Raw genomic sequence first — 303 nt, 5'->3', positions numbered from 1 at the left:
GGCCCGGCCAGACGCCGGAAGCATGGGGCGCGGAGCTGGAACAGGCGATCGGCTATGCCGTCGACCATCTTTCGCTCTACCAGCTCACCATCGAGGAGGGCACGCCCTTCCACGCGCTTTACGCGGCGAAGAAATTCACCCTGCCCGACAACGACCATGCCGCCGACCTCTATGCGCTGACACAGGAGGTGACGGCGGCGCATGGGCTGCCGGCCTATGAGATTTCCAACCACGCCAGGCCTGGCGCGGAAAGCCGGCACAATTTGACCTACTGGCGCTACGGCGAATATGTCGGCGTCGGCC

Annotated in this window: 1 pseudogene; it reads left to right on the top strand. The window is 65.0% G+C overall.

Annotated elements, in window-relative coordinates:
• A pseudogene (locus EN818_RS31780) lies at positions 1 to 303 on the top strand (coproporphyrinogen III oxidase); the annotation flags it as partial.

The organism is Mesorhizobium sp. M3A.F.Ca.ET.175.01.1.1 (assembly GCF_004791945.1).
GTDB lineage: Bacteria > Pseudomonadota > Alphaproteobacteria > Rhizobiales > Rhizobiaceae > Mesorhizobium.
This window is presented reverse-complemented; position numbering and strand designations above follow the sequence as displayed.